Origin of the sequence: Leifsonia tongyongensis (assembly GCF_010686705.1) — a bacterium.
In the GTDB taxonomy this organism is placed as follows: domain Bacteria; phylum Actinomycetota; class Actinomycetes; order Actinomycetales; family Microbacteriaceae; genus Diaminobutyricibacter; species Diaminobutyricibacter tongyongensis.
This window is the reverse complement of record NZ_JAAGWY010000001.1, coordinates 1125656-1143694: the sequence shown is the minus strand read 5'-3', so window position 1 is coordinate 1143694 and position 18039 is coordinate 1125656. Positions and strand designations below refer to the sequence as shown.

The window sequence follows — 18039 nt, the reverse complement described above, 5'->3', positions numbered from 1 at the left end:
TGCGCAACCGGCCTGGCGTGCGAGGTTAGTCCATTATTCGAAACGGCAAGTTTCTTAGCGCTCATATTTTGCGTTGTAGGCGGCAGCCACGCGCGCGAACTCTAGCCGCGAGGAGGCGAGGCGCTCTCCCGTACCACTATCGGAGGGCGTTCGACGGAGAACATGCGTACCTTTCGTCCTTCGATCAACCCGTCGAGGAGGCCGTAAGCGCGCGAACCCAGCCCGGCGAAATCTTGGTCGACGGTCGTCAACGGCGGCGTCCACATCCGTGCGAGAGGGTGATCGTCGAAGCCCACAACGCTGACATCGCGCGGGACTGACCTGCCACGTTCGTAGAGTCCGCGGATCACGCCCATTGCGATCTCGTCGTTCCCGCAGAAGACCGCCGTCACCTCTGGGCGGTCTGCGAGCTCCATTCCGATGATTCTCCCTGACTCAGGATCCCAGCTTGCGTCGAAAGGCGTCGGTACTTCCGCTCCACGGGCGATGAGCGCGCGACGCCAGCCCGTCGTGCGGCCGTCCTCTTTTCGGGAAGGCGGCACCCGTACGTGGTGGACGGTCCGGTGCCCGAGATCGAGCAGATACTCGACGAGCTCGTGTGCGGCATCCGATTCATTCAGGACGGCCTGCGGAACTCCGGTCTCCCGGACACCCGAGATCGAAACGGTCGGTATGGACTTGGGAAGTCGGTGCAGGGCGGCGACGCCGGGACGGTCGAATTTCAGCACCACGATTCCGGCGATCGGCTGGTTGAGCACCAGCGCGACCGCGCTGTCGACGACCTCTTCGTCCGCGGTTTCCACGACCGTGATGCTGACTGTGTACCCGGCCGCTCTGGCGCTCTCCTCGATCCCGCGGATGGTCTCGGCATAGCCGTACCTGGAGGTGTTGCCTGCGAGAACGGCTATGAGGCGCGGCCGTCGGGCGACCAGTGCGCGCGCTGTGACGGACGGCCGGAAATCGAGTCTCTCGATTGCCTTGAGCACGCGTTGCCGCTTCTCCTCCGAGACGCGTGCGGCCCCGGTGAGCACTCGCGAGACGGTCGGGACTGAGACTCCCGCCTCCCGCGCGACATCCCCGATGACAGGCGGCTTATGTGAAGTCGTGGACATCGGCTTCAGCATATCGATGGGAATGGCATCACTTGACTCCGCCGCTCGTGATGCCCGAGATGATCTTGCGCTGCATGACCGCGAACGTGATCAGAAGCGGAACACTCATCAGGATGATGTAAGCGAAGATGAGGTTCCAGTTCTGCAGGTACAGGCCCGAGCTCGCGACCTGGAAGAGGTTGAGGGGCAAGGTGTCGATGCGTCCGCCGATCACGAACAGCGCGTAGAAGACGTCGTTCCAGATGTACAGGCAGATCAGGATGGTCGCGGTCGCCAGCGTGGGTCCGAGCAGGGGCAAAATGATGCGGAAGAAGATCGTGAACGGTGAGGCGCCGTCTACGCGGGCCGCCTCTTCGAGTTCGACGGGGATGGTTCGGACGAAACCGGTGACGAAGAAGATGACCGTCGAGAGGTACATGCCCATATAGACGCCGATCATCCCGCCGGCCGTGCCCGCGAGGCCCAGCTGACGCAGGAGCAGCACGATGGTGACCACGGCGGGCGGCAGAACGATTCCGCTGATGGCAAGCGCGTACACGAATGCGATCGGCTTGCTGCGCCTCCGGCCCAGAATCCACGAGGCCATTGCGCCGAGTAGCAGCACACCTGCCACGGAGGGGACCATGATCAGCAGGCTGCCCAGGAATGCCGGGATCATCCGCCCCTGGTCAAGGACGGTTGCGAAATTTTGGAACAGTTGCCAGTGGGTCGGCAAAGAGAGGCTCGGGTTGAAGGCTTGTGCCTGGTTCTTGCCTGCGGTCACGACCACAAGCCAGAACGGCACTCCCAGCAGTGCGACGACGAGCAGGATTGCGATGATCGGCTGAACGATGCGGGCGGGCTTGCGCCGTCGGCGCTCTTTGCTGCTGACCGCGGTCACAGGACTTCTTCTCTCTTGCGCAGGATGCGGATGACGGGAAAGGCGAGGATGGTGACCATCAGGAAGAGGGCGAGGCTCATGGTGGTCGCTTGCGCGAACAGCCCCTGGCCGAATGTGCGGAAGATGTAAATGTTCAGGAGTTCCGTAGTTCCGCCTGGACCGCCGCCGGTGGTGGCCTGAACGATATCGAACCCGTTCATCGAACCGAGCAGTGCTGTGGCGACGTTGAAGGTCACCGCCGGGGCCAGGAGCGGGAATCGGATCGACCGGAACGTCGTCCACCACCCTGACCCGTCGAGACGCGCCGCCTCGAGGATGTCTCCATCGATCGTCTTGAGTCCGGCCAGATAGATGAGCATCGACAGTCCCATCCATTTCCAGGAGTGGATGAGGGCGACGACGAGAATCGTCCAGGTTGTGTTTCCGAGCCAGGCGATCGACACGTGCTGGCCGGTGACGACGCTCAGGATCTGGTTGAGCCCGCCGTCCGGTTTCAGGAGCGCCTGGAAGATGTAGCCGACCGCGAGCGCGCTCATGACGACGGGTACGAAAAAGGCGACCCGGGTGAACCGGTTTATGCGGGTGTCGCGTTCCAGGATGAGAGCCAATGCAAGCCCGAAAAGGTTTTGGAAGACGGCGACAAGCACGGCGTAGATCAGGGTGATTCGGAGATCGGCGAGCAGGCTTCCGTTCGTGAACAGAGACGCGAAGTTGTCGAATCCGACGAAGCCGATCGAGTTGTGGAAGCTCGACCAGTTCGTAAATGCGTACACGAAATTGAAAATCGTCGGCACGAAAAAGAAGACGACGAGGACGACCAGTGCGGGGACGAGGAACCACGCCGGGTGATCCTGTCGCCGACGTCGCCCGTTGGTACGCTGCGCCTTCACTCTGGACGACGCCAGCGGGAAGCGGCGCGTGAGGTCTGTTGTCATCGGGTTGCCTTTCTGCCAGGTGGCGGGCGGCAGCGTGTGCTCTGCCGCCCGCCGAGGAGGGCTAGAAGCCCTTCACTCCCTGCGCCTTGGCGAGTTCGGCGAACTGCGCCTGAGTCGCCTGGGCGACCTGGAACGGGGTTTTGGTTCCCTGCACCAAGTCGGCGAGGTTCAGGTACAGGTCAGGGTTCGCGACGGCGAGTGCCTGCATCGATCCGACCGACGTGTCGACCGCGGCGGCAACGTCCTTCAGCACCTGGGGCACGCCGGACGGCGAAGGAACTCCCTTGATCAGCGAGATGGTCGACTGCGACGTGACGAAGTCCTTGTAGCCGTCGCCCAGCCAGTAGGAGAGGAACTGGCGGGCGGCCGCTTCCTTCGTGCTGTCGCCGGTCTTGAAGGCTACGACAGCGTTGGACTGGTCCGGAATATACGTCGCGACGTTCCCTGTGGGCGAGATCGGGAAGAAGCCGATCTTCTTGTCGAGCTCCGCGCTCGAAGCACTCGCCTGCAACTCGGTCAGAAGTGCGTTGATCTGCATCGCCATTGCGGCCTTCCCGCTGAGCAATGCATTGCCCTGGTCGACGAAGGTGGCGGTCTTGATATTGGAGTTGAACAATCCCTCCGCGATCAGCTTCTGGTAGGTGTCAATGGCCCCTTGGATCGTCGGATCGGTGAACTTCTCCTTGTTAGCGTTCACCTTCGTCCACAGACCGTTCTTGGCTGCGTCCGCGAGCTGTGCCTGCACCCACCACTGCGTGCCCCACTTGTCACCCCCGATGTCGTAGAACGGGTCAACGCCCTTCGCCTTCAGTTGCTTCGCAAGGTTGATGAATTCGTCCCAGTTCTTCGGCGCTGAGGTGATTCCGTTGGCTGCGAAGACCTCTTTGTTGTAATACACGCCGATGACGGTAGGGGTCGTTACCAGTGCGGCATAGCGGGTCTTGTCGAGCGTGCCGGTCAGGTTGGCGAGGTTGCCCGTGTAGTTCTTCACCCAGGGCGCACCGTCGAGCGGCTGGAGGTTCTGCGTGGCGTTTAGCGCCGTGAGCTGCGACGACGTCGGCTGCCAGAAGGCGAGATCCGGCTTGTCCCCGGTGGCGACCTTGGTCTGCACTCCCTGCTCGTAGGGGTCGGGTATGGTGACGACGTTCACCTTCGCGCCGGTCAGCTTCTCGAAACCTGCGATGACGCTGTCGGCCGTTTTGTTCGAGCTCTGTGCCGCCCAGAGGGTGAGGGTCACGCCGTTGAGCTTCGTGTCCTGGGCCGGCCAGGAGGCCACGCCGCTGGTACCTCCGCCTGCGCTGGGGTCGCTGCATCCGCTGAGAATGAGTGCCGTGGCGGCCGCCACGACGGCAGCACGTTTCCACGCGATCTTCATTGAATTGCTCCTTGTGTGATTAGCGTTCTCCGACGCTGGTTGGTTGATTTGAGGAGTGTCACTGCCGTCTGGCTAGACGACATCGATACGGAAAACACGCGCTCCGACGGTGCCGGTAGGGTTCTGCACGCGGAGCTTCCCGGCTTCCGAGTCCCAATCGCTGTTCCACTCGGGTTGGGACCTCGGGAAGATGGTGTGAAGTGTGAACTGCGACGACGCCAACTCGGGGAGATCGAGGGTGACAACATCGTCCTCGGGCGATCGATTCCACAGGGTGATCAGGCGTGAACCGTCTGTCGCGAGGCCGAGCGCGGTCCACGCGCCTTCCCACGTAGGGAGTCCTAGAGGCCAGAACGGGCGCGACTGCGTCAGTTCGGGGGCAAGGTGCTTCGCGGCAGTCACCGCTTCGCGAACGAGCCCACGCTGATCCTCGTCCATCCTGTTGAGGTAGCCAGACAAGTAGAAGCGTCCCAGCAGTCCGGTGGCGAGGCAGAAGCTCATCTCCTCGCGCGTCATCTCTGGCTGCGGATAGGCCCAGCTCGCGGCCTGCTCCGGCAGCATCGCAGCGGGGGCGGCTGCTGCGATCGGCGGGTACTTCAGATAGTCCTGCTGATCTGACGTCGACTGCAGTTGCATCCGCGACAGCATGGCGAAGTCCGACCGCATCGCGCCGGATCCGCAGTTCTCCAACACAAGCTCCGGGTGCCGCTCGAGCACCCCATCGATCCAGTCGAGATGAGCGCGGTTGTGCTGGAGGAGTCCGTCACCGACGCTGTCCGCATCCCGGTCCGTGCCGGGCCCTGGGTTGATGTTGTAATCGAGCTTGAAGAACCCGACCCTGTAGTCATTCACAAGACGGTCGATCACCTCGTCGAGATGTGCGCGCGCGATGGGGTGACGCAGATCGAGGTGATAGCGGTCGTGTTCGACGACCCGCTTGCCGTTTCGCTGGAGGAAGGCTTCATCGGGGAGCGTCCACGCCGCGGGACTGTTGACTCCGATAACCTCCGGTTCCAGCCACAGGCCCGGAATCATTCCTGCAGCGCTGATGCGGTCGATGACTTCACCGAGGCCGCCCGGGAACCGTGTCGTCGAGGGCCGCCACTCGCCCACGGTGTCCCACCAGTCGCCGCTGTCGTCGTACCAGCCGGCGTCGATGCAGAAGATCTCCGCCCCGGCCTCAGCTGCCGAGGCGATCAGGGGCAGCAGCTTCTCGGTGGTCGGGTCGCCGTTCAACGTGTTCATGTAGTCGTTGAACACGACTGGCATCGCGCGGTTGTCCGGATGCGAGCGGCGGGCAGCGCGACGATAGCCGGTGAGCTCGGACATCGCACTCGCGAAGTCGCGGGCGAACGCGAGGGAGACCGGAACGGTGGTGAATGTGTCGCCCGGATCGAGCATCTTCATCCAGTGATGGTCGGTGTCAGTCGGCCCTGAGAGTGCGAGATAACCGCTCGCGGTGTCCTCCCCGATCTCCCAACGCCACGCGCCGTTATGCTCGATCTGCCACGCCCAGGCCGCGCCCAGCCGCTCGGATGTGACGGAGGCCACCGGCAGGTGCTTTCCCGTGGACCATGTTCCGCTGGATGTGACGGAGAATTCACCGCGAGGATTGTGGTTGGTCAAGTGCTGTTCGAGCCGAGGGAACTGGACGCCGTCCAGCGCCTCGCTGATCCACCGACCCTCCCCCAGCCAGTCGCTCAGCGCGTGCTGTATCGTCCAGTCGCGGATGTCGCTGGACCCGTCGCCTCCGAGGTACGCGCTGAATGAGGGGACGGACCGCAAAGCGACGGGCTCACCGCCAGAGTTGGTCACTGTCACCGTCGATCGGATGACAGCGAGCCGGTCATACAGGGTGAGATTCATCGTGGCGATAATGCCGGTCGCGGGGTGAGCCACGGTGACGCGAAGCGTGCGGAGGCCGTCCTCGACCAGTTCCTCGTGCTCGACATATCGTGAAGCGTGCCCAATCGCAGTGTGCACAAGCCGATCGTTCGCGAGTCTGTGGCCGTGGCTCACCGTGAGGATGTCGATCAGCGGAAGTCCGGCGGGCATTTCCACCGTGGCACCCGCTCCGTGTATTGCGGCGATAGACGGTGCAGCGTCCGGGGACCATTCGAGTTCGATGGTCAACGTTCCATTGCCCCAGTACAGGCGATCGCTCATTAGTCCTCATCGTCGGTGGTGCTGTGTCGGCGTGACTCGAATCATGATAACGGTTTCAAACTCGATGGCAAATTCCTCGTGAAACCGCTATCACTTCGCGTTGATCGGCCCCTTGCCTCGAACGCGTAGACGCAAAGACGCATCGGGGGCAATCGCTCGAGCGGGTTTCAGAGACACTTCCGCTCACCCCGCCCCAATAACCGCGGCTCTCAATTCCAACAACACTCATCGTGTACAGAAGGCGCCAGCCTGCCCTCGGGCAGGCGTTTCTGCGTTCTCGAGGCAATTTCGAAGCGATTCAGGCGCTATTCACTCGAAGAATACGAAAGGCCGGCCCGACGTTTCCGTCAGACCGGCCTTTCTTCGTTCGCTCGGCCTATTTCATGAAGCCGTTTCCAACATTTCATGAATCAGCCGTCGTGGGTCTTTCAGCTTTTCTGTGCGCCTTGAGTTTGCTGGGCACTTTTCGGTGGTTGCGCTAGGCGTTCCAGGCTAAGGGCGATTTCATTCCAACGATAGCGACCGATCCCAGTAAACAAAAGGGATCCGAGACCTCAAGTAAATGTCCCAAATGCTGCCGAAGCTTTAGGGCAATCGATCGAGTGAGACTACTCGGGAGTCGTTTCGCGTTGTGTCGCGTTCGCTTGCGCATCGGCGTCGGTCGCAAGCAGCGATGAGAGGGCTAGGCACTCCCCATGATTGCTCCGTTCGAAATGACGACCAATAGTGGAAGCCCGGACCGCCTGCGACCAGTCCGGGCCTCGATGATTGATACATTTTGGGTAGTGCGCATCATCCCTTGATGAGAGTCACACCGTGATCGTTCGTGGATGCCGCAATCGAGGTCGCGAGACCCAACGCCGCGATGACGACCAACGAGACACTGAGGACGACTATCGCTCCGGTGAGAGGACCCGCCCCGCGAGGGCGCTTGCCGCCGAGCAGAATTGCCGCAAAAACCATCAGGCCAACTCCTGCCGGTATCGCGAGGGGTGCCACTGGCATGACGACGGCGACAGCAACAGCCGCCGCAAGCAGCCACCATTCGGGCGACCGGCGCACCGTAGGCATCTCCGCGGCAACCATCTAAACGTTCTTCAGCCAGCCGCTCACGAGCGAGGTGGCCCCGGTAACTCAGCTGGTGCTGCTTGTTCGCGGACAATCCAGACCCGACAATCGACTTGAACGCCGCATCGTTCGAGTCGGGCACTGAGCACAGCGCGGCGGCGGCAGCACCCACGATAAAGGGCTGAAGGATCTGATCGCCGTCCAATTGCTCGACCGGAGATAATCTCGAGGTCCGATCCTTGTACCTCACCGCGGCCGCCAGTACGTCTGAACTCGAGAACGGGACGATGTGATGTCTGGCCAAGGTCTCGAGGGCATCGAATGGCTCCATCCGTGACTCCTCACTCTGGGGCCCACCGGTAACAAGCCCGGATAGGCAAGTCACAGAAGACCAGATGAGAATGAGTGTGGCAGCCTATTCAATCGAGCTGCGGCATCTGCGACCGGGCGGTCGTCGTTAAATGCGCCTCCGTCGGGTTCCGTCGTCGCATGACTGATGGTGGATCGCACATACCAGCGCGCGTGCGCACGATCGCTCCAGAAGGAATCCCGCCCACCCGTTCGGATGTCTGGCACAACAAGGATGCATGCCCGGAAGGTAAACGAATTTCACCATGGAAGCGTCGAATTGGTCGAGGCAACGCCACCCGCGTATGCGAGGAGTGCTAATCGAGCCGTGAAGCTCCCGGGCCGGCTCCGTGGCTGTCGCAGCGGAGCGCAGACTACGATCCGCTAAGCCAGGGTGTGGTTCAACGATCCCGCATACCCACGACCGGAGTTCGGCGATAGTCTGCGCATACCGACGACGGGCGTAACGACGTTCGTCTGCAAAGACAAGGACGTTGAAATGGCAAAGACCGTCTTCTATAGCTTCCACTACGAGCGCGATGTCAACCGTGTCCAGTTGGTCAGGAACATCAATGCGCTCGAGGGACAGCCAGTGCTGAACGCACAAAGTTGGGAGGAGGTCCAACGCAAGGGAAGCGCCGCCATCCAAACATGGATCAACGACAACATGGCATACAAGAGAGCCGTGATTGTTCTCATCGGGCAGCAAACTTCTTCCCGGCCCTGGGTCATCTACGAGATTCAAAAGGCCTGGGCCGACAAGAAACCACTCCTAGGCGTCAGGATCCACGGACTATCGTCGTTCGGCGCAGCCGACTCTCCTGGCGCGAACCCATTCGAAAAAGCGAGCGTCGGATCCGGAATCCCCGTGTTCGACCCAACCCGCACCGATTGGCGCGGGGCAATCGACACCAAGGCTACTTATGCAAACCTTGCCGCCAATCTGGAAACGTGGTCGTCGCAAGGCAAGGTTCGATGGTGACCGGTTGCCCGTTCTGCGAGATCGCCGAGCGAGAGACTCCAGACACGCGCGAGGTATATAGGGACCGGTGGGTTGTTGCCTTCTTCCCGACGGAACCAGCAGTACTCGGGCACACCTTGGTAATTCCTCGCAGGCATGTTCGCGACATCTGGGAGCTCGATGATGAGTTGGCCCACCACATCGGCTGGGCGACACTACGGCTGGCTACAGCGATCCGCGACGCAACTAACCTCGCCGGCCTGAACGTAATTCAGTCGAACGGCGAAGCCGCCTCGCAGACCGTTCCCCACCTGCACGTTCATCTGGTTCCACGGTGGGACGGGGACGCTATTGGTCAAATCTGGCCACCGGAGACGAGCTACACGGAGGGCGAGAAGGACCGCGCCTGGGAGCGTGTTCGAAATGCAGCGGCGCATATCAGCGAGTAAGACTCCCACCCAGAACAAAGATCAGCACACCGACGGCTGTAAATGGTAGATAGAAACCCGCCAGCGACCACGACCAAATGACGTTGTACCACTGACAGTTCTCCTCACGTTGATCGTCTTCGTCGCCGTTCTGCTTTCCGTAAAAGACGGAGTTATCCATGTTGTAGGGGGTTGCCCTGCCCGCCACGACGCTTCTGTAAAGGGCACGGAAGGCACGCTCTTGCCTAAGATAACTCGCGTCGAGGAACGCAAATAGAACGACCGCACTTACGCCAAGAAGCGCGACCGGACCGCTGCGTTGCGCAAGCGAATAGCCGTAGGTCGCGGCCACGACCGGAAGCAGCCAAGTCTTTGCGGTCGAAGAGGCCGACGCCATGCGGGCGATTGCCGCCTGCACGAAGTCCAGATGCTTCCGACGGTCCTCGGCCGACACTTCGTTTCCTGGCGATTCATTCTGGGAACGGGTCACCAGCGAATCATTTCACGCGTTTCCTCTGCAGCTAGGGCTATATCGGCCAATCAGCCAGTAAGCATCTTCCGACTAGCGCTTATTGGGAGACCGCCAACTTGAAGGTAGTACGTGCTTCTTGAAGGCCTCGTCGATGAGCTTGTTTGGTTCGCCAACGCGGTAGGGACCGAGCACTTCCTTTATCGCGCTGAATGCGTCGATCGTCGAGAGGTAAGGGTCGGAGGCTATCTGCAGAACCGTCGAACCGAGTAGGTCCGGGGCAAGCGTTGCGAAACTCTCCAAGTCCCTCATACTCATGATGAAAACCGGGACATCTGGGCTGGGCATGAGCTGTCGGACCTCGGCTGAGTTTGATGCATAGATGGGTTCTGCTGTGACGACGAGGCCGACAAACGGGCGGTCCGCCGGAATTCCTACAAAGGCGGGATTGTGGTTCCTGATTTCGCCGACGGTTTTGTTAATTTGCGTGATAGCAGGCCCGACCTTCGACGCCACATCCTGCGCACCAGTTGCTGCTCCCGCGCGCGCGTCGAGCGTAGTGTGCGCCGACTTGCATTCGATAAGAATGGTCGCACTGGGCGTGAAAATGAACCAGTCGATTGACTTTTTGCCCTTCCACTTGATCTCAGATCGGACCTCGAGATCACCGGTTTGGCGTAGCTGTCTTCCTGTGTAAGCTTCGATCCTCAGACCGAGATCCGAGCCGAACGTAGCTGGCCAGAAGCGCTGCCCCAGGTAATAGACGGTCTCGAGCGAACAGGACTGAAGAATGAAGTGTGTTTGAGGTGCCGCGAAGACATCGTCGCTGAGTCTGATGAACGGAGTGCGAGTCAGCGGGTTGTAGCCATACTTCTGTAGCCCACCTTTGAGTTGCCGAACTGACACCGCGTCCTTTCGTGCCTCGTCTACTGTGGCCGAAAGCCGAGTAAGCGTGCCGAGCAAAGATTCAAGTGACGGCAGCAGTTCCGGGGATTCGTGAACGATATTGGTAATTGCCTCACGCGTGACGATTCCATGTGAGGCCTTCGCGATTCCGTACAGCACGAATGTCGACGTCGCTAAGTCTCGTATTGGTGAACCCAGAAGTTCGTCAAGCTCTGCTTCAGATTTCTGGCGCGGGTCGCAAGTAGGGGTATCAAGGAGGACGGCTAGGGTGCGACTCAAGTCCTCCTTCGCTGACAGCTGATACGAGAACTGCTCGTGGGCGACACCGGCGAGAAACGGATACAACTCGAACCCTTTGGGCGGCGTGACATCGACCTGCTTGAAGAGATTGACTGCTCTATGGAAGCCCCGCTCGTCGAATGGTCGATCTCCACTGCGAGTGGAGCTGATAATCGCCTGCCGGGCTATTCCAGAAACCGTCCAGGGTGCAATCATTCGCCATGCATCCTGGAAGCCCTCGAATTCGGCCTGAGAGGCGGAGTAGCCCGCGAGCGCGATCAGCACTTGCCGGGTGTCGTACCTTTTCACCCACGACTCGAATTCCGAGTAAAAAACGCGCCTTCCAGCCTCCCAGTTCTCATATTTCACGGTTGCCACAAACTAATAGTGCGGGTTGCCACCGACAGGCCACCCGCGACGGACATGCACTCCCTGTGTCCCCTGTTGGAGCGCTACCTCGCGAGGAGCGCCTCGGATAGCTTCGAATTGTGCCTCGATTCAACGCTTCGCGCCTAGCAGCTGGGCCTCCTTCGCTCAGCGTAATCGTGGCCAGAATTGGCTACGTCAGCGCTTTCGTGATCTGTCTGAGTGTTCTGCCCGCGATTGGTCTCGGCGCGAGCGATGCTGCGATCCGGATCCCAGGCATCTTGGTTGGAGTCGGCGTGGCTTCGATAGCACTCTTGCTCTTGTCGAGCCCGGCGCTATTTGCTCTCCGGTTCAGTCCCCCGACACCGCTCTTTGCACCCGACAACCCCTTGGCCGCGAGCCTCCGATGGCTTGGACGCGCGGCGTGGTCAGGTGTCCTGTTTGCGTTTGCCGCGGTCTTCGGTGCAACCGTCGGCGTGACAGCATCCTCCATCTCGAACCTTGGTCAGCAATACGACAGCTGCCTCGCGAACCCGGCATCATTCGCTAATTGCACCTCAATCACCACAGCGGTTCGAAAAGCGGGAGGGATTTCAAACCTCTATGTCACTCAACTTGAAAGAGGGACATTTGTCCCGATCGTCATCGCAATTCTCGGTGTCGCAATCGTCCTGGTCGGGGTACGACTGACGCTTACCCTTCGCATTCTGAATCGGACGAATGAAACTGGACGTGCGATCTTCCGTGCGCGTGACCACTCACAGCGAAGTGGCGGGCGTTGGTTGACCGAGGGAAGAGCTCGGAGTGCGACCGCATGGACCCTTCGGCGTGGTGTTCCACTCCTTTTTTGGACAGGTATTTCAGGCGCATTTCTTGTCGTACTGATTCTTCGCGCGATGCTCGCGATGGCGTAGTAGCCATTGGCTAAACCGGAGCGTCCCTTCGTGAGCGTCCCACCTAGTTTGGTACTCGAATTGAGCCAGGATGACGCTCCACGTCAACCAACCCAAGCATCCGCTCGTTTAGCAACCACCAAACCCACCGACTCAAGCCGATTGCCAACGTGGGCGGTCTGCTCATCAAAGATCGGCCGAATTGGCAACACGTTCCCATAGTCTCGATACCGTTGGCCTATGACCTTGCTCGACGACATCATCACCGGAAGCACTCAGAGTTCGGTGGCGACCGCAGACCTGCTCAGAATGGTACGAATCGCAACATACCGACTTGGTGCCTCCGACATCTCAGCGTGGGCAAAACGGGAGTTGGATGGATACGCCGATGATGCCAACCTGCCGGGGTACCGAAATCTTCAGACCAACGTTCTGGGTATATTCGCTGGCCCAATGCAGAGCCGTATTTCACAGCAGATCCCAGAGGCGCCAGGTTTTGCCGACCTCTTCAAGGTGGAGCTCAGACAGCCGATCATTGAACTTCAGTCGTTCGCAGAAGCCGAGGAGGATGCCACGCGGCCGTGGACTCCGTATCAAGTGCAGCGATATGAGAAGACTGGCCAATACCAGATCGAGTTCTATGGCCTTTTTAGCGCATCGAATGTTCTAACCCGGTCAAAGTCTTCGCGGGATCATCGATACGGTCAGGAACCGTGCTCTCGATTTCGCGCTCGAGCTGCAAACTGCCTCACCCGATGCGGGATCCGTAGGCGGCCCGACGGTGTCAACTGAGCCTGCGCTCGCGCAAATGATATTCAACATTACGAACAACATCTTTGGCGACGGTACGAATATCGCGGCTGGAACACACATAGGGCAGAGAAGTGTTGTCCAACGAGGTGATCTTGAGAGCCTGCGCGCCGAGGCAACTCGGTTGGGTCTGCAATCGGTCGACAGTGATGAATACGTTGAGATCGTCAAGTCAGAGTCAGACCTACATGGTTCGCGTCTCTCAAACTTCCTTGATCGCGTCCGTACTGGATCGATCCATCTCGGCACGGGCATCGCTGTTGACGTCGTGGCGGGGGCGCTTATCGAGGCAGCAAAGCAGTTCCTCGGACTGTCCTAAGACCTGCGCTTGTCGGGTTTGGCTCACGTCAGGCATCGCGTGGCCGAGACTGCGGATGCTGAAGCTTAGCTGCGCGAGAGCCGGTGAGGGCGTCTACGGCTGTCAGCGTTCGTCTGATCAGAAATAGGAGACCCCCCGTCCTCGATATGAATGATGGGCACGGGTCTCGGGAACGGCATGTCTACAAAAGTGGGGTGTTCGGGGTGTGAGGCGACCCATTCGACTGCACTGTTGATCAGAAGACCGTTAATCTCCTCGGCTACGTCCAGGGCGTCCGACCCGTGGAACCGCATGGGCATCGCAGGGCGTCTCCCTCGGCTGCCTCGAGGTCCATACACAAGCGCAGCGCGGGGCGATAGCGGCAACACCACTTCCTCGCAATCGTCCATTCCGCGACGCGCTCCCGGTCTGGAGAGATGGACAAATTCGGAACTTGTGCCCTTCGCATGCGCTTGAGGATCAAGGCCTTGTGCCGGAGCTGAATCAGGTCCAAGGAGTACAACCGGCTCATCGCAGATCAGGAAGAGTGGGGCATCCAATCGGACAACACGAGCTTCGCGGTCGGCGAGGCGCACAAAGGCGCCCTCGGACAGGTCCTTGAACATCTTGATATGGTCGTTCTGGTGCGGAATGAATCGCAGATCACGAAGGTCCCGTTGGCTTAGAATCCCCTGATTCATCAGCTTGACGCCGTAGTCGGTGACCAGCTCATGTTGGCGTCGTACCCGCATCCCACGCACCGCTTGGGCCGCAGCGTAGGTGTCGAGCTTCAGCCTCTCGTCGTCACGGAATTCACGCGGGTGTGCAAAAGCCTCAAGGTCCAAGTGAGATCGAATTGCTTCTGCCGCCGCGCCTTCAATCACGTTCAGAAGGGACTCGAACGAGCTGTTGAGCTCTCCGTCCTCGCTCGCCGTCGTGTAAAAGTCCTTTACCGCAAGATCGCGAATCGCCCGCCTAGTAGTAACTCCAGTCGTGCGGTTGCGTACAGCAAGTTGACCTCGGGAATCCGCAAACCGCTCCAGATGAAACCGCGGGACAATGTGGTGTCGCGACCCGACCATCGCATGTGGGTCGATCGACGAAAGCCAGTTCTCGGCGCGCTGATTCGCATCCTTTTCCGAGATCGCTAACGCGTAGAGGTCCTCCATCCCTCTATGATCCCGCGGGCTAGCGACATTCAACCGAGACGAAATAGCGAGTCGAGTGCCACGGGTCACCGATCGGTCTTGTATGCAGCCATTCAGGCTGCCCGGAGTCGCGAAGTTGACACATCGATGGGCGCTCGCGCGACGAACCTCAGGTAGCGAGTGAGGGCCTCGAGCGAGTCAACGCCGGCAGCTTCGACGAGTTCCGGCAGCGGCGTGCAGGCGCTCATCTGTGCGACGAGCCAGGTGGACCGCATCCGCTGCGTCTGCGCATGCACGGCGGCGTTCGCACTCCGCGCGACGAAGTTGGAGATCAGGTTCTTGCCGGTACCGTCGCGTCCCGGTCGGAGCAGGTGCTCGGTGGCCTCCAGCGCGGCTGCACGTCGAGTGATCGTCTTCTCCCACCGGCGAAGAACTGGCACGGTGCGAACGCGTCCCTCACGAACCCGGACCAGGACGGCGCCTTCGGTCGGCGTCACATCCTCAGCGCGGATGATCGCCACCTCCTGAGCCGACAGCCCGGCGCCCAACCCGAGAGCGAGGAGCAGCATCGCGTCAGCGCGACGATCCCTCGTCTCCTTGCGTGCCCATTCAACCAGCGCAGTGACCTCGTCCGCCGAGTACGGTGCGGTCGGATCGGATGCGGCGAGCGCCGGGAGTCGTCGTGGGCGGCGAGGAAGCGGCCGTCGCTGGTAAGCCGGATGGTGTGCGGCTGAAGAGGTAGCCGGATCGCTGACCGCGCCTATCTCGGGTTGCGTCGGTGCGGAAAGATAACGCTGATGCAGGGCCAGAAAGGCTGGCCCCCGCGACGACGCTTACGGCTACGCCTCTTTCTGCTGATGAGGCTGAGCGCAGTAGAGCACCGCTGGAATCATGGACGGTGCTCTCCGCCTATCGAGACAGCGAGACTATCGATTCTTCTTACAAACATGCGCAGAGGGTCCGTGCCCTTGAGCTGGGACCCTCCGCGTGTTCGATGAACTACCGGTTGATCCGGCTCATGTCGGCGTACCGGTCGCCGACCGGGGCAGCCACCGCAGAGAGCTGTTGCAGTTGCTCGTCAGAGAGCACGAGCTTGTCGGCGGCAACGTTCTGCTCCAGGTTGGCGACCCGGCGGGTGCCCGGGATGGGTGCTATGTCGTCGCCCTGTGCGAGCAGCCATGCGAGCGCGACCTGCGCCGGCGTCGCGTCGAGCTGCTTGGCCACATCGTCGACTTGCTCCACGATCCGGATGTTCGCCTCCAGGTTGTCTCCCGCGAAGCGCGGGTTGGACCGGCGGAAGTCGTCGGCGTCGAACTGGTCGAGCGACCGGATCGTGCCGGTGAGGAAGCCGCGGCCGAGCGGCGCGTACGGCACGAAGCCGATCCCGAGTTCCCGCACCGTCGGGAGAACCTGGGCTTCGGGGTCGCGTGTCCAGAGCGAGTACTCGGTCTGGATGGCGGTCACCGGATGCACGGCGTGCGCGCGCCGGATCGTGGCGGGCGCCGCCTCCGACAGTCCGTAGTGGCGGATCTTTCCCTCCTCGATCAGCTCGGAGAGTGCGCCGACAGTGTCTTCGATCGGTGTCGCCGGGTCGATTCGGTGCTGGTAGTAGAGGTCGATGTAATCGGTGTTCAGCCTTCGCAACGAACCCTCGACGGCGAGGCGCACATTCTCCGGGGTGCCGTTCAGCCCTGGAACCGGGAGCCCGTTCTCCTCGGGCACGAGGTGGTTGAGCTGGCCGAATTTGGTGCCGATGACCACCTCGTCGCGGTGGCCGGCAAATGCCTTGGCGAGTAGAAGCTCGTTCGTGTAGGGGCCGTAGATCTCGGCAGTGTCGAAGTACGTGACCCCGAGCTCCATGGCCCGGTGGATCGTAGCGATCGACCCGGCCTCGTCCGTGCCGGCGCCTGTGTAGCCGCCCGACATGCCCATCGCTCCGAGGCCCAGACGCGAGACGCGCAGCCCCTCAGTTCCTAATGTGATCTTTCTCATTGTGTTTCCTTTCCTGATGCACGCCGATGTGTCGCCACCTCGGGCGAATTCGACGTGTAAGCGTTCTGCCGGAGCCCAGCTAGGACGAATTCGAGCCGACGCTGGTAGCTCGGCCGGCGACGGTGCCGCTCCTCGCTCCGTGGGTCACAGGCTCGGGCGATCAGGCCTCGTTCCCAGATGAGGAGGTAGAGATCTTCGGGTAGCAGGTCGTTCCGGACAACGCCGGCGGTCTGCGCGTCGTGAAGCAACCGTTCACCGAAGTTGCTCATCCTTACACCCAGACCCAGGGCGGTCGGGGAGTCGGGCATTGTCCGCAAGAGGACATCGTTCGCGGCGGGCTCGTCGTATTGCAAGAGCCACACCTCGGTCAGGAAGCTCTCAAATCTCTCCAGCGGATCGGTCAGCTTGTCGACGCGCTCGAGGATGCCGGTGAAGCGTTCGGAGACCAGGTCCCGGATGATCGAGTCGATCAACCCGCTGCGACCGCCGAACCGGTTGTAGATCGTTCCCTTGCTCACGCCGGCCGCTTCGGCCACTTCATCCAGTGGTGCATCCAGCCCACGGCGGAACACGCTCAATGCGGCCTGACGGATACCTTCGACATTGCGGGCCGCGTCCGCGCGGAGCGGCTTCTCGCTTAGCTCGCTCATCGGTCTGCCAAGGCCGGTCGTGGGGCGGATTCGGCCCACACCTTGTTCAGAGCATCGAGGAACCCTTCGACCGGTTGGACGCCGGACATCGCGTATTTGTTGTCGAGCACGAAGAATGGCACGCCCGTGATCCCGAGCTGCCGCGCCTGCCGAATATCTGCCTCGACGGCGTCCGCGAACTCACCGCTCTGCAGCGCTTTCCTCGCGGCAGCCGAGTCCAGTCCGATTTCCTCGGCCAACCCCACGAGCACGTCGTGGTCTCCAACGTTCAGACCGTCGACGAAATGGGCCTTGAAAAGGCGCTGGATCATGTGGTGCTGTCGCCTTTGTCCGAGCGCGAAGTGGGAGAGCTCGTGCGCGGTTCGCATATTTGTGGCCACCGCCCGGTCGAAGTGATACTCCAGCCCCACAGCATTTGCGTGTTCCCGGATCTGCGCGTTCGTCGACACTGCTTGCTGACGCGATATACCTCGCTCTCTGACGAGGAGATCAACCACGTTGATCACCGCATCCTTCGACAGTTGCGGCATCAGCAGAAAGCTGTGGAACCGGAGGTCGACAGCATCTCTGTGAGGGAACTGCTCCAATGCGTGGTCAAGCTGAGCGTCGCTCATGTAGCAGAACGGGCACATCACATCGCTCCAGATGTCGATGGAGATCCGGCGCCCGCGGCCGAACGATTCGCCGGCCATCAGTGGCAGTACCCGTTCACGTCACAGACCGACTCGCCGAGCACGACATCCTCGAACGCAAATGAGCTACGGGTCGCTTCGCCGCTACTAGGCAGCAGTGCGACCGTCGGCTGCTCGGCGACCACCTCACCGGGTTGGCTTTCACCATAAGTTGACTCCATAGTCAAAATGATAAGCCAAGTTGACGCCTTGGTCAAATTGGCCGGCCCGAACGATCACCGCCCTGAATTCGCTCGCAAATCGAGGGGGCTCCAAGAGGGGCT

At 60.9% G+C, this 18039-nt stretch carries 18 protein-coding genes; 4 read left to right on the top strand and 14 right to left on the bottom strand.

Going from position 1 to position 18039, the window contains the following annotated elements:
* Positions 1-101: 101 nt before the first annotated feature.
* The 6 genes from G3T36_RS05525 to G3T36_RS05500 all read right to left on the bottom strand — a co-directional run bounded on the left by G3T36_RS05525 (position 102) and on the right by G3T36_RS05500 (position 7554).
* A complete protein-coding gene (locus G3T36_RS05525; protein WP_163288554.1) occupies positions 102-1112 on the bottom strand; it encodes a LacI family DNA-binding transcriptional regulator in 1011 nt (336 codons plus the stop codon).
* Between the two features lie 28 nt (positions 1113-1140).
* Complete coding sequence (locus G3T36_RS05520) at positions 1141-1992, bottom strand: ABC transporter permease subunit (RefSeq protein WP_163288553.1); 852 nt, start codon at positions 1990-1992, stop codon at positions 1141-1143.
* The gene (locus tag G3T36_RS05515) at positions 1989-2927 is read right to left on the bottom strand and encodes a carbohydrate ABC transporter permease (RefSeq protein ID WP_163288552.1); all 939 of its coding nucleotides are present in this window, start codon (positions 2925-2927) and stop codon (positions 1989-1991) included. The genes G3T36_RS05520 and G3T36_RS05515 overlap by 4 nt, the downstream gene beginning before the upstream one ends.
* Positions 2928-2988: 61 nt before the next feature.
* On the bottom strand, positions 2989-4302 hold the full coding sequence (locus tag G3T36_RS05510; protein ID WP_163288551.1) for an ABC transporter substrate-binding protein: 1314 nt from the start codon (positions 4300-4302) through the stop codon (positions 2989-2991).
* A 72-nt stretch (positions 4303-4374) separates the two neighbouring features.
* Positions 4375-6468, bottom strand: coding sequence for an alpha-galactosidase (locus G3T36_RS05505; RefSeq protein WP_163288550.1), 2094 nt, complete (start codon positions 6466-6468; stop codon positions 4375-4377).
* A 792-nt stretch (positions 6469-7260) separates the two neighbouring features.
* On the bottom strand, positions 7261-7554 hold the full coding sequence (locus tag G3T36_RS05500; protein WP_163288549.1) for a hypothetical protein: 294 nt from the start codon (positions 7552-7554) through the stop codon (positions 7261-7263).
* 829 nt (positions 7555-8383) lie between these two features.
* On the opposite strand from G3T36_RS05500, the gene G3T36_RS05495 reads away from it, so the two are divergent.
* Together G3T36_RS05495 and G3T36_RS05490 are read left to right on the top strand one after the other, a co-directional pair.
* The gene (locus tag G3T36_RS05495) at positions 8384-8866 is read left to right on the top strand and encodes a TIR domain-containing protein (RefSeq protein WP_163288548.1); all 483 of its coding nucleotides are present in this window, start codon (positions 8384-8386) and stop codon (positions 8864-8866) included.
* Entirely contained in the window at positions 8836-9294 is a 459-nt protein-coding gene (locus G3T36_RS05490; protein WP_338031473.1) for an HIT family protein, read from the top strand. The genes G3T36_RS05495 and G3T36_RS05490 overlap by 31 nt, the downstream gene beginning before the upstream one ends.
* On the opposite strand, the gene G3T36_RS05485 is transcribed toward G3T36_RS05490, so the two are convergent.
* Together G3T36_RS05485 and G3T36_RS05480 are read right to left on the bottom strand one after the other, a co-directional pair.
* A complete protein-coding gene (locus G3T36_RS05485; protein ID WP_163288547.1) occupies positions 9284-9763 on the bottom strand; it encodes a hypothetical protein in 480 nt (159 codons plus the stop codon). The two genes, G3T36_RS05490 and G3T36_RS05485, sit on opposite strands and share 11 nt — an antisense overlap.
* Before the next feature lie 72 nt (positions 9764-9835).
* Entirely contained in the window at positions 9836-11305 is a 1470-nt protein-coding gene (locus tag G3T36_RS05480; RefSeq protein WP_163288546.1) for a hypothetical protein, read from the bottom strand.
* Between the two features lie 1121 nt (positions 11306-12426).
* On the opposite strand from G3T36_RS05480, the gene G3T36_RS05475 reads away from it, so the two are divergent.
* Positions 12427-12978, top strand: a complete 552-nt coding sequence (locus G3T36_RS05475; RefSeq protein ID WP_163288545.1) for an AbiTii domain-containing protein — start codon at positions 12427-12429, stop codon at positions 12976-12978.
* Complete coding sequence (locus tag G3T36_RS05470; protein ID WP_163288544.1) at positions 12968-13315, top strand: hypothetical protein; 348 nt, start codon at positions 12968-12970, stop codon at positions 13313-13315. Before G3T36_RS05475 ends, G3T36_RS05470 begins: the two co-directional genes overlap by 11 nt.
* A 65-nt stretch (positions 13316-13380) precedes the next feature.
* Here the strand turns inward: G3T36_RS05470 and G3T36_RS05465 are convergent, their stop codons facing one another.
* The 6 genes from G3T36_RS05465 to G3T36_RS05440 form a co-directional block, all read right to left on the bottom strand.
* Positions 13381-14463, bottom strand: coding sequence for a DUF4238 domain-containing protein (locus tag G3T36_RS05465; RefSeq protein ID WP_163288543.1), 1083 nt, complete (start codon positions 14461-14463; stop codon positions 13381-13383).
* Between the two features lie 92 nt (positions 14464-14555).
* A complete protein-coding gene (locus G3T36_RS05460) occupies positions 14556-15011 on the bottom strand; it encodes a hypothetical protein (protein WP_163288542.1) in 456 nt (151 codons plus the stop codon).
* Positions 15012-15441: 430 nt separating this feature from the next.
* Entirely contained in the window at positions 15442-16434 is a 993-nt protein-coding gene (locus tag G3T36_RS05455; RefSeq protein WP_163288541.1) for an aldo/keto reductase, read from the bottom strand.
* Entirely contained in the window at positions 16431-17084 is a 654-nt protein-coding gene (locus tag G3T36_RS05450) for a TetR/AcrR family transcriptional regulator (protein ID WP_163288540.1), read from the bottom strand. The genes G3T36_RS05455 and G3T36_RS05450 overlap by 4 nt, the downstream gene beginning before the upstream one ends.
* Positions 17081-17776: a DsbA family oxidoreductase gene (locus G3T36_RS05445; RefSeq protein ID WP_193570870.1), complete on the bottom strand. Its 696-nt coding sequence runs from the start codon at positions 17774-17776 to the stop codon at positions 17081-17083. The genes G3T36_RS05450 and G3T36_RS05445 overlap by 4 nt, the downstream gene beginning before the upstream one ends.
* The gene (locus G3T36_RS05440) at positions 17776-17937 is read right to left on the bottom strand and encodes a hypothetical protein (protein WP_163288539.1); all 162 of its coding nucleotides are present in this window, start codon (positions 17935-17937) and stop codon (positions 17776-17778) included. Before G3T36_RS05440 ends, G3T36_RS05445 begins: the two co-directional genes overlap by 1 nt.
* Positions 17938-18039 lie beyond the last annotated feature (102 nt).

Coding starts and splice junctions, on each gene's coding strand:
- G3T36_RS05525 (WP_163288554.1), bottom strand. CDS start 1,112: ATGTCCACGACTTCACATAAGCCGCCTGTCATCGGGGATGTCGCGCGG.
- G3T36_RS05515 (WP_163288552.1), bottom strand. CDS start 2,927: ATGACAACAGACCTCACGCGCCGCTTCCCGCTGGCGTCGTCCAGAGTG.
- G3T36_RS05510 (WP_163288551.1), bottom strand. CDS start 4,302: ATGAAGATCGCGTGGAAACGTGCTGCCGTCGTGGCGGCCGCCACGGCA.
- G3T36_RS05505 (WP_163288550.1), bottom strand. CDS start 6,468: ATGAGCGATCGCCTGTACTGGGGCAATGGAACGTTGACCATCGAACTC.
- G3T36_RS05500 (WP_163288549.1), bottom strand. CDS start 7,554: ATGGTTGCCGCGGAGATGCCTACGGTGCGCCGGTCGCCCGAATGGTGG.
- G3T36_RS05495 (WP_163288548.1), top strand. CDS start 8,384: ATGGCAAAGACCGTCTTCTATAGCTTCCACTACGAGCGCGATGTCAAC.
- G3T36_RS05475 (WP_163288545.1), top strand. CDS start 12,427: ATGACCTTGCTCGACGACATCATCACCGGAAGCACTCAGAGTTCGGTG.
- G3T36_RS05465 (WP_163288543.1), bottom strand. CDS start 14,463: ATGGAGGACCTCTACGCGTTAGCGATCTCGGAAAAGGATGCGAATCAG.
- G3T36_RS05460 (WP_163288542.1), bottom strand. CDS start 15,011: ATGCTGCTCCTCGCTCTCGGGTTGGGCGCCGGGCTGTCGGCTCAGGAG.
- G3T36_RS05455 (WP_163288541.1), bottom strand. CDS start 16,434: ATGAGAAAGATCACATTAGGAACTGAGGGGCTGCGCGTCTCGCGTCTG.
- G3T36_RS05450 (WP_163288540.1), bottom strand. CDS start 17,084: ATGAGCGAGCTAAGCGAGAAGCCGCTCCGCGCGGACGCGGCCCGCAAT.
- G3T36_RS05445 (WP_193570870.1), bottom strand. CDS start 17,776: ATGGCCGGCGAATCGTTCGGCCGCGGGCGCCGGATCTCCATCGACATC.
- G3T36_RS05440 (WP_163288539.1), bottom strand. CDS start 17,937: ATGGAGTCAACTTATGGTGAAAGCCAACCCGGTGAGGTGGTCGCCGAG.